At 67.9% G+C, this 9,379-nt stretch carries 11 protein-coding genes and 1 tRNA gene; 3 read left to right on the top strand and 9 right to left on the bottom strand.

The genetic code is table 11. The annotated features are described in order from the left end of the window. Positions 1-44: 44 nt before the first annotated feature. Positions 45-1,595 (bottom strand): helicase HerA-like domain-containing protein, encoded by a 1,551-nt coding sequence (locus tag AC0662_RS20415; RefSeq protein ID WP_478302422.1) that lies wholly within the window; start codon positions 1,593-1,595, stop codon positions 45-47. A gap of 57 nt (positions 1,596-1,652) precedes the next feature. Continuing rightward, a complete protein-coding gene (locus tag AC0662_RS20420) occupies positions 1,653-2,357 on the bottom strand; it encodes a L,D-transpeptidase family protein (protein WP_452197723.1) in 705 nt (234 codons plus the stop codon). 159 nt (positions 2,358-2,516) lie between these two features. Between AC0662_RS20420 and AC0662_RS20425 the strand changes: the two genes are divergently transcribed. Both AC0662_RS20425 and AC0662_RS20430 read left to right on the top strand, forming a co-directional pair. Beyond that, positions 2,517-2,810, top strand: coding sequence for a type II toxin-antitoxin system VapB family antitoxin (locus AC0662_RS20425; protein ID WP_452197721.1), 294 nt, complete (start codon positions 2,517-2,519; stop codon positions 2,808-2,810). 31 nt (positions 2,811-2,841) lie between these two features. Then, a complete protein-coding gene (locus tag AC0662_RS20430) occupies positions 2,842-3,405 on the top strand; it encodes a LytR C-terminal domain-containing protein (protein WP_478302424.1) in 564 nt (187 codons plus the stop codon). Positions 3,406-3,436: 31 nt separating this feature from the next. On the opposite strand, the gene AC0662_RS20435 is transcribed toward AC0662_RS20430, so the two are convergent. The 5 genes from AC0662_RS20435 to AC0662_RS20455 form a co-directional block, all read right to left on the bottom strand. Beyond that, positions 3,437-4,948: a potassium/proton antiporter gene (locus AC0662_RS20435; protein WP_452197717.1), complete on the bottom strand. Its 1,512-nt coding sequence runs from the start codon at positions 4,946-4,948 to the stop codon at positions 3,437-3,439. A gap of 207 nt (positions 4,949-5,155) precedes the next feature. Beyond that, positions 5,156-5,246 (bottom strand) — tRNA-Ser (locus tag AC0662_RS20440). 13 nt (positions 5,247-5,259) lie between these two features. Next, positions 5,260-5,688 carry a nucleoside deaminase gene (locus AC0662_RS20445; protein WP_452197715.1) on the bottom strand — a complete coding sequence of 143 codons (429 nt, stop codon included), beginning with the start codon at positions 5,686-5,688 and terminating at the stop codon, positions 5,260-5,262. 31 nt (positions 5,689-5,719) lie between these two features. Further along, on the bottom strand, positions 5,720-6,193 hold the full coding sequence (locus tag AC0662_RS20450; protein ID WP_478302426.1) for a tRNA adenosine deaminase-associated protein: 474 nt from the start codon (positions 6,191-6,193) through the stop codon (positions 5,720-5,722). A 98-nt stretch (positions 6,194-6,291) separates the two neighbouring features. Then, a complete protein-coding gene (locus AC0662_RS20455; RefSeq protein ID WP_452197711.1) occupies positions 6,292-6,453 on the bottom strand; it encodes a hypothetical protein in 162 nt (53 codons plus the stop codon). 107 nt (positions 6,454-6,560) lie between these two features. Here AC0662_RS20455 and upp point away from each other — a divergent pair, with 107 nt between their 5' ends. After that, positions 6,561-7,202, top strand: a complete 642-nt coding sequence (upp, locus tag AC0662_RS20460; RefSeq protein ID WP_452197709.1) for a uracil phosphoribosyltransferase — start codon at positions 6,561-6,563, stop codon at positions 7,200-7,202. A 5-nt stretch (positions 7,203-7,207) separates the two neighbouring features. Here upp and AC0662_RS20465 read toward each other — a convergent pair whose 3' ends face one another. After that, positions 7,208-8,170, bottom strand: a complete 963-nt coding sequence (locus AC0662_RS20465) for a phage baseplate protein (protein ID WP_478302428.1) — start codon at positions 8,168-8,170, stop codon at positions 7,208-7,210. A gap of 79 nt (positions 8,171-8,249) precedes the next feature. Further along, entirely contained in the window at positions 8,250-9,212 is a 963-nt protein-coding gene (locus AC0662_RS20470) for a phage baseplate protein (protein ID WP_452197705.1), read from the bottom strand. Positions 9,213-9,379: the final 167 nt, after the last annotated feature.

Raw genomic sequence — 9,379 nt, forward strand, 5'->3', positions numbered from 1 at the left:
TTTCCCTGGCAGGGAAGGAAAACCGGACCTCGCCGGTTCCGGAATCAGCGCTTCCGCGCCGCGCCGAACAGCCCCCGGACGATCTCCTTGCCGGCCGAGCGCGCGAACTGCTTGAACACCGTCGACCCGATGACCTGCTCGACCATCGACTTCTCCTGCTTCTGCGCCCGCGGCCGCGACTCCTGGTGCTGTTCCTGCTTGGCCTGCTCCTGCTGCTGCTTCTCGGCCTCGGCCTGCGCCGCCCCGGCCTGCACCTTCGCGGCCAGGATCTCGTACGCCGACTCGCGGTCGACCGCCTGCGAGTACTTCGCGTTGTTCGCCGAGGCCTGCACGGCGGCCGACATCTGCTCCGCGGTGGCCGGCGCCATCAGCGACTGCGGCGCCCGCAACCGGGTCCAGGCGACCGGGGTCGGGGCGCCTTTCTCGTTCATCACGGTCACGATCGCCTCGCCGATCCCGAGCTGGGTCAGCACCTCACCGAGGTCGTACGACGAGCTCGGGAACGTCGACACCGTCGCCTTCAGCGCCTTCGCGTCGTTCGGCGTGTGCGCCCGCAGCTGGTGCTGCACGCGGGAACCGAGCTGCGCGAGGACGGCGTCCGGGACGTCCTTCGGGGTCTGGGTCACGAAGAAGACGCCGACGCCCTTCGAGCGAATCAGCCGCACGGTCTGCGCGATCGAGTCCAGGAACGCCTTCGATGCGTCGTTGAAGAGCAGGTGTGCCTCGTCGAAGAAGAACACCAGCTTCGGCTTGTCCACGTCGCCGACCTCGGGCAGGTCGTGGAACAGGTCCGCCAGCAGCCACATCAGGAACGTCGAGAACAGCGCCGGCCGGTCCTGCAGGTTCGGCAGCTCGAGCAGCGAGATGACACCCTTCCCGTCACGCTGCTGCAGCAGGTCGGCGGTCTCGAACTCGGGCTCACCGAAGAACTCCTCCGCGCCCTGGTCGGCGAACCCGATCAGCGCGCGCAGGATGACGCCCGCCGTCGCCGCGGACAGGCCGCCGAGCTCCTTGAGGTCTTCCTTGCCCTCGTCCGAGGTGAGGTGCTGGATGACCGAGCGCAGGTCCTTCAGGTCGAGCAGCGTCAGCCCGGCCTTGTCGGCGTAGTGGAAGATCAGCCCGAGCGACGACTCCTGGACGTCGTTCAGCCCCAGCACCTTGGACAGCAGCACCGGGCCGAACGAGGTGATCGTGGCGCGGATCGGGACGCCCGTCCCCTGGCCGCCGAGCGCGTAGAACTCGGTCGGGAAACCGGTCGCGGTCCAGTCCTGGCCGATCGCCTTGGTCCGGGCCAGCAGCTTGTCGCTGCTCGCGCCCGGCTGCGAGATGCCGGACAGGTCGCCCTTGATGTCGGCGGCGAACACCGCGACACCGGCCGCGGACAACTGCTCGGCCATCAACTGCAGGGTCTTCGTCTTACCGGTGCCCGTGGCGCCCGCGACCAGACCGTGCCGGTTCATCATCCCGAGCGGGATCCGGACCGCCGCCTCCGGTTTCGGCTCGCCGTCGACCAGCAGCGCGCCCAGATCGAGGGCAGCCCCTTCGAACGCGTACCCCTGCGTGACGGTCTCGACGACGTCGGCTTTCTCGGCCATCAGCGTGCCTTTCCCCGGTTGACGGAACTACCCGTCGGGAATGCTAGTCCTCCCGGGTCAGCGCAGGACGACTACACGCGTCGGGGTGGCGGCGAAGGTCCAGATCGTTGCCGACATCGCGGCGGAGACCCGGATACAACCGTGCGAGACCTTGTCATTCGTGCCGAGCAGCCAGTCGGGGTGAATCTGTTGCCCGTTCGTCTTGTACGTCGGGATCTGGTGGAACCCGACTCCACACGGCGCGAACCGGACGAAATGGTTCAGATACAACCGGGCGCCGTCGGTGTTCCGCAGTACCCGCGCCGGCCGGCCGCACTTCGCCCCACTCGTATAAGTACCAGCCTTCAGGTACGTCGGGTTGTCAACGATCCCGCCTTGCCGAACGACCTTGCCGCGGGCATCGATCAACCACACCCAGTTCTGCGTCTGGCTGATGACGATCCGGCGCCCGCTCCCCGAACTCCGCGGTACCGCACGGACGTCACACCGCTTCGCCGTCGAAGCCATCAGCCGGGTGTACGTCGTACCGCTCAGCGAACCGGTCTGGCTCAGGGCGTTGGCGGACTGGAACCGCACGGTGGCGGCCTGGGTCATCGCGCCAGCCTGGCCGTCGACCGGGCCGGACGTACAGCCGAGCCCGTTCAGGCGGGTCTGGGCGGCCTTCACCTGAGACACCGTGACCGCGTCCGCCGGCAGCGTCGTACCGAGTGCCACGACGGCGAGTGCCACGGTCACCAGGCCGAGTTTCGGAAGAATTCGCATCGTGTTTACCCCCTCGCGGGTGAGCTCCCTACCGCGCTCACTGCTCTGTGTCCGGGTCTGACGCCGGACTCCGCCAAAAGGTTGAAATCCGGTCGCGGACTGTTCCGGTGACCTTCATGACCTCCTCGCACGACCTGGAATCCCGCTAGACTCCGGGAGGTGATCTTCAAGCGCGTCGGGGACGATCGGCCGTACCCGGACCACGGGCTGCGGCCCAAGGACTGGTCTTCACTGCCGCCACGGCAGGTGCGGCTGGACGAACTCGTCACGACGAAGGGCACTCTGGACCTGACGGCTCTCCTCGACGAGGATTCGACCTTCTACGGCGACCTGTTCGCGCATGTCGTCGAGTGGCGGGGCGACATGTATCTCGAGGACGGCCTGCATCGCGCCTTGCGGGCCGCGCTGCAGCAGCGTCAAGTTCTGCATGCACGGGTACTGGTCGTGGACTGACCATGGCTGCCGCTCACGGGGGGTAGAGCAAATGACAGCGATCCATCCGCAACCGAGGCCGCACTCGCGGCTCCGGTGGCGTACACCGATCACGATGGTGATCCTGCTCGGAATTCTCGCCGGCGGCGGCTGGTGGGGCTGGAAGTCGCTGGTAAACAGCAGTGCCGAGCCGACCTGTACCGAGCAGAACCTCGCGAACAACCGCCTGGTGCCGAAACAGGTCGTCCTGAACATCTACAACGGTGGCGCCCGCGCGGGCTCGGCCGGCCGGGTCGCGGACGTGTTGAAGAAGCGCGGATTCAACGTCAGCAAGATCGCCAACGAGCCCAAGGGCGACAAGACCGACGTCGTGTCGCTGCGCGGCGCCTCCGAGACCGCCCCCGAGATGCTCCTGGTCGCCGGTCAGTTGAACCAGAAGGCCGTGCTGATCGCCGACGGCCGCACCGACCACACCGTCGACCTGGTGATCGGCGCCGGCTTCGGCTCCGTGAAGCTGAAGGGCATCCCCTCGGTCCAGGTCCCGGCCGGCAGCACCGTCTGCCTCCCGGTCGTCCGCACCCCGCAGCCGATCCCCTCCGGCCAGAACCCGAACTGACCCTGCACTGACCCCTACCGGCCGCGGACAGCTACTGCTGTTCGCGGCCGCGTTCGCCGAACCAGCCGGCCAAGCGGCCGGCCCGCGACACGGCCCGGAGGCGGCGGACGGTCTGTTCGCGGACCGGGCTGGGCGCGACGACGAGCATCGAGTCGGCGGCCCGCAGCACGGTACGGCGGTCCGGGACGAACGCCCGTTCGCCGCGGATGACCAGGGAGACCGAAACGCCCGGCGGCAGCCGGAGCTCGCCGATCTCGACACCGGCCAGCCGGGACTCGCTCGGGATCTGGACCTGGATCATGTCCGCGCCGAGCGACTCCAGCGGCGCCACGTCGATGTCCACCTCGTGCGCCGCGTTCTCGTCGAGCACGTTCAGCCGCTTCGCGAGCCACGGCAGTGACGGCCCCTGCAGCAACGTGAACAGCAGCACGAGCACGAACACCACGTCGAAGATCCGGTCCGCGTGCGGCACTCCCTCGGAGAGTGGGATGGTCGCCAGCACGATCGGTACGGCGCCGCGCAGCCCGGCCCACGAGATGAACGTCCGCTCCGCCCACGGCAACCGGAACGGCGCCGCCGAGATCGCCACCGACGCGAACCGCCCGACCACCGTGACCGAGAACCCGATCACCAGCGCGAGCACGACGTCGTTCAACCGGAACCGGCCGGGCGACGCCAGCAGCCCGAGCATCACGAACAACCCGATCTGCGCCAACCAGGCGATGCCGTCCACGAACGACCGGGTCGCCATCCGGTGCGGCAACTCCGCCCGCCCGAGCACCAGCGACGTCACGTACACCGACGCGAAGCCCGAGACGTGGAGCAGGACCGAGCCTCCGGCGTACGAGATGAACGCGACCGAGAGGACCGCGAGCGGATACAGACCGGCCGAGCCGAGGGCCATCCGGCGGATCAGGCCGACGCTCACCCACCCGATCACCAGGCCGAACAGGGCACCGACGATCAGCTCGTAGAGCACCAGCCCGCTGAATGCCAGCAGGCCCTTGTCGCCGACCTCGCCGGTGCTCACGAGTGTGACGAGCAACACAGTCGGGGCGTCGTTCAGACCGGATTCCGCCTCCAGCGCTCCACGCAGGCGTGGACGGACCGGCACCCGTCTCAGTACTGAGAACACCGCCGCCGCGTCCGTCGGCGACGTCACGGCCCCCAGGAGCACGGACAGCTGCCAACTCAGCCCCAGCACGAAGTGCGCCACACCCGCGACCACGCCGACACTCACCGCGACCCCGACGGTCGCCAACACAAGCCCCAGCGGCATCACCGGTCGTACTTCGTTCCAGCGGGTCGTCAGACCGCCCTCGGTGAGGATCACCACCAGCGCGGCGAACCCGAGCGCGTGCGCCAGCTTGGCGTCCTCGAAGTGGATGTGTCCCGGTCCGGCCTCGCCGAGCGCCAGGCCCATCCCGAGATAGATGAGCAGTGACGGGAGCCCGATCTTGCCGGACAACCGGACCGCCACGACCGCGACGAGCAGGACCGCGGCCCCGCCGAGCAGGATCCGGTCGAGCTCCTCAACATCCATAGGGGCCCTCTCGTCGAGCGTCCCGAGTCAGGTCCAGAGAGACGAAAACCCTGACGCATCACACAGCATCAGGGTCTCCGGCTCTGTCCCACCCCGAGGGGCGGTTTGGCGGTGGCGGAGGGAACCGTCGCAGGCTCCTCCCAAATCCCACAGCACTTGATATGCAGTTGGATGGTTCCACACTCCGTGCGGAACCATCCAACTCCATGGCGGTGGCGGAGGGATTTGAACCCTCGGACGGGGGTTGCCCGTCACGCGCTTTCGAGGCGCGCTCCTTCGGCCGCTCGGACACGCCACCGCCGAGGACACTATCAAGGTCGGTGACGAATGAAGAAATCGCGCAGCCGAGCACCGGCCACATCGGCCATCACACCGCCCACCACCTCGGGCCGATGGTTCAGCCGCCGGTCCCGGACGACGTCCCACAGCGAGCCCACGGCGCCGGCTTTCTCGTCGTACGCCGCGAAGATCAGCCGGTCCAGCCGGGACAGCACGATCGCCCCGGCGCACATCGTGCACGGCTCCAGCGTGACCACCAGCGTGCAGCCGGTCAGCCGCCACTCGCCGACATGCCGCGCCGCCTCCCGGATCGCCACGACCTCGGCATGCGCGGTCGGATCACCGGTCGTCTCCCGCTCGTTGTGACCGCGCCCGATGATCTCGCCACCCTCGTCCACGACCAGGGCCCCGATCGGTACGTCGGGCAGCGCGAGCTCGCCCTCCTCCAGGGCGAGCGCCATCAACCTCGACCACTCCCGCCGCAGGAGCGGGCTAGCCAAGGGCTTCGATCGCGTCGTGGAACTGGTTGCCGAACCCGAGCGCCTCGGCGATCTCCTCGAGCATCTCCTCCGGGTAGAGGTCGACGTCGTCGCACAGCGCACCGAGGTCCATCGCGGTCATCCCCAGGTCGGCGATGATCGTCAGGTCACCGGCCGGGACCTGCTCGTCGTCGTCATCGGCCAGCGGGATGTCGAGTTCGTCGACGACCTGCCGGGCCAGCGGCCACTCGGTGGCGGCGGTGACGTCGGAGATCAGCAGCCGCGCGCGACCACCGAGCACCCGGACCAGCACGAAGAAGTCCTCGTCCACCGAGACCATCCCGAGCACGCCGGCCTCACCGGGGTACCGGCGGAGCGCGGACACCACCGTGGACAGGTCCGGCTCACCACGCAGTACCAGCGGGGTGACCGTCCAGTTCCCGTCCTCGGTGTAGGCGGCGACCGCGAAATCGAGGTCGGTGGTCATCTGCCCTGCTGTGACATCGGACACCGGGTCATCGTCCCAGACTCCGGCGGCGCACGCGATCTCGGAGCGGTATCAGATCCACCAACACCCGTCAACAGTCAGTGATGGTACGTCGCTCTGCGCATCAGTTCCCGCAACTGCCGGACCCGCGCCCGCCGCGGCGCGATCCGGTCCCGCAGCGCGCGGGCCTCGTCCCGCTCGCGCAGAAAGGCTGCGCGACGACGGAGGCGGTCCAACTGCTCGGGCGTCTTCTCAGTCATCGGCGTACTCCCTGGGGGGCGAATTCAGGGCAGATTCCAATGCGGTTCCCAGTCTGACAGCGCGCACGCTTTCGCGCCGCGAATCGCCGACGGTACCGTTCCGGCTTATGCAGATCCTCGTCGTGGACCACCCGCTCGTCGCTCACAAGCTCACCGCGCTGCGGGACGAGCGCACGGACTCACCCACGTTCCGGCGGCTGACCGAGGAGCTCGTCACGTTGCTCGCCTACGAGGCGACGCGGGACGTGCGGACCGGTCCGGTCACGGTGCAGACACCGGTCGCGGAGGCGCAGGGCGTGAAGCTCGCCTCGCCGAAGCCGCTGGTCGTCCCGATCCTGCGGGCCGGCCTCGGCATGCTCGAGGGCATGTCCCGGCTGCTCCCGACCGCCGAGGTGGGGTTCCTCGGCATGGTGCGCAACGAGGAGACGCTGACTGCGTCGACGTACGCCGAACGGCTTCCGGAGGACCTGTCCGGGCGGCAGTGCTACGTGCTCGACCCGATGCTGGCCACCGGCGGGACGCTGGCGGCCGCGATCCAGTTCCTGGTGGACCGCGGCGCCGACCACATCACCGCGATCTGCTTGCTCGCGGCCCCTGAAGGCGTGCAGCGCGTCGAACGCGAACTCACCGACCTCGATGTCCCCTGCAACTTGGTGATCGCCGGCATGGATTCGCACCTGAACGAGAAGGGCTACATCGTCCCGGGCCTGGGCGACGCCGGTGATCGTCTGTACGGCGTCGCCCAGTAACGCCTTTAGACCAAGGTGTTGCGGTAGAAGAGGTTGGCTCGGCGGTCGCCGGTGACGCCTGACGCGAAGCCGAAGTACAGGCGTGCCGTCGCGTCCGTCGAGCCGTAGACCGCCATTCCTTCGGGCTCACGGTAGGTCAGGCTCTTCCCGGCCAGCGTCAGGAACGAGTCGACGAGCTGACCGGCGTTGATGTCGTAGCACCACAGCTTCGACGTCGCCTTGGTCTCGTCGGGCGCACCCGGATACGCCTCGCCTTCCCAGAAGTACGCGTACGATCCGTACAACGTCCACCCCTGGAAGTCGATCCCGGACGTCAACGCCGGCTGCTTGAAGGACGCCAGTACCGTCGAGAAATCGCCTGTCCGTGCGGCCGCAAGTGAGTACACGTTGATGTGCATGCCATCCGACAACGAGTGCCGCACACCGAGCTGGTTGAAGCGCTGATCGACGGCTGGTGTGAACACGGTCCCGTTCGACACCGGCTTCCACTTCGTCACCGATGCCGATGTCAGCGTCGTCCCGTTCTGCCACGGGAACCGGCAGATCTGCCGGCCGCGCCCGTTCGCGGTGTCCACGTCGGTCTCGGTCCAGAGGTACGTCGTACTCCCGGCACCCTCGGCGCCGATCGAGACCGCGTGGCCGAAGCCGGTGAGGTACATGTACCCGAGTTCGTTGCCGGCGAAGTCGAGCTGGGTCAGCGCGAGATCACCGCTGTTCGCCCCGCTGCCGCCCCGCAACTGCGCGGCGAACAGCCGGTCGTTCGGGGTGTCGAACGCGAACGACTGCATCACCGTCGCGTCGTGCAGCGGCTGGCTGCGGAGGAACTCGTTGGTGGTCGCGCTCATCTTGAAGCGCTTGGAGGCGGGCAGGGACAGGGTCCGGGCGGTGGCGGCGGGAAGACCGACCGTGCCGGCGGCGATCAGCGCGCCGGCCCCGGTCAGCAACCCACGGCGGGAGAGGTTGTCCATACCGTTCGACGGTAAGTCTCTTACCGAGAAGTGTCATTAGTTCGAACAAAAACTTCTGAGAACTTCTCGGCGACGGGTGTTAGACGAACGAGTCGCGGTAGAAGAGGTTGGCGCGGCGATCCCCGCCGACACCTGACGCGAAGCCGAAGCAGAGCCGGGGACAACCGAAGCGGTCGAGATGCACGCCGACGCCCTCGGCCTCGCGGTAGACGAGGTCGCCGCCGTCGAGGATGCGAACCGACTCGACGATCTCGCCGGTGGTGATGTCGTAGGTCCACAGCTTCGACGTGAACTGTGCGGGGTCAGGCGTGCCGGAGTACGCCTCGCCCTCCCAGAGGTAGACGTACGAGCCGTACAGCGCCCAGCCCTGGAAGTCGATGCCGGCAGTCATCGCGGGCTGCTTGAACGACGCGAGCACGTTCGAGAAGTTGCCGGCCCGCGCCGCGGACAGCGAGTACACGTTGATGTGAAAGCCGTCCGCTTGGGTATGCCGAATGGCGATCCGGCCGTGCTGCTGATCGACCGACGGCGTGAACAGTGCGCCGTCCGCGACCGGCTTCCAACTCCGCAGCCCCGGCGAATCCTTCGTCAACGTCGCACCGTCCCGCCAGCGGAACCGAGCAACCTGACGACCACGCCCATTCACCGTATCCACGTCGGTCTCGGTCCAGAGGTACGTCGTACGCCCGACTGCCTCCGCACCGATCGAGACCGCATGGCCGAAACCGCTCAGGTACATGTGCCCGACGACGTCGCCGGCCGTGGTGAGCTGCGTCAGCGTGAGATCACCGCTGTTGGCCGGCGACCCCGCGCGCAACTGGCCGGCGAACAGCCGCTGGTTCGCGTTGTCGAAGGCGATCGACTGCATCACGGTCACATCCGCCAACGGCTTGCTCCGAAACAGCTCACCACCCGACCCATCGAGCGCGAACCGCCGCGTCGGCGGCAACCCACCCGGCGCCGCCCACGCCGGCACCCCCACCATCCCGCCGGCCAAAACCGCCCCAGCGCCCACCAGCAACCCACGTCGCGTCATCGTCATGCGGCCAAACCGTAAGCGACTTACCGCGAACTGTCACTACTCAAAACAACTCTCCTTGAGAAAATCCCACCTTCTACTGTTACAACCGCCCTGGAGTGCCGCTCGACAGCACCCGCTCACGATCCGCCGAGTCGTGAGAAATGGCTGCCGATCCGGAACCACAACCC

Source organism: Kribbella sp. NPDC043289 (genome assembly GCF_056436705.1).

What these genes read in the sequence shown, in the direction of transcription:
- AC0662_RS20415 (WP_478302422.1), bottom strand. Translation starts at nt 1,595, where the DNA reads ATGGCCGAGAAAGCCGACGTCGTCGAGACCGTCACGCAGGGGTACGCG.
- AC0662_RS20420 (WP_452197723.1), bottom strand. Translation starts at nt 2,357, where the DNA reads ATGCGAATTCTTCCGAAACTCGGCCTGGTGACCGTGGCACTCGCCGTC.
- AC0662_RS20430 (WP_478302424.1), top strand. Translation starts at nt 2,842, where the DNA reads ATGACAGCGATCCATCCGCAACCGAGGCCGCACTCGCGGCTCCGGTGG.
- AC0662_RS20435 (WP_452197717.1), bottom strand. Translation starts at nt 4,948, where the DNA reads ATGGATGTTGAGGAGCTCGACCGGATCCTGCTCGGCGGGGCCGCGGTC.
- AC0662_RS20445 (WP_452197715.1), bottom strand. Translation starts at nt 5,688, where the DNA reads ATGGCGCTCGCCCTGGAGGAGGGCGAGCTCGCGCTGCCCGACGTACCG.
- AC0662_RS20450 (WP_478302426.1), bottom strand. Translation starts at nt 6,193, where the DNA reads ATGACCACCGACCTCGATTTCGCGGTCGCCGCCTACACCGAGGACGGG.
- AC0662_RS20455 (WP_452197711.1), bottom strand. Translation starts at nt 6,453, where the DNA reads ATGACTGAGAAGACGCCCGAGCAGTTGGACCGCCTCCGTCGTCGCGCA.
- upp (WP_452197709.1), top strand. Translation starts at nt 6,561, where the DNA reads ATGCAGATCCTCGTCGTGGACCACCCGCTCGTCGCTCACAAGCTCACC.
- AC0662_RS20465 (WP_478302428.1), bottom strand. Translation starts at nt 8,170, where the DNA reads ATGGACAACCTCTCCCGCCGTGGGTTGCTGACCGGGGCCGGCGCGCTG.
- AC0662_RS20470 (WP_452197705.1), bottom strand. Translation starts at nt 9,212, where the DNA reads ATGACGATGACGCGACGTGGGTTGCTGGTGGGCGCTGGGGCGGTTTTG.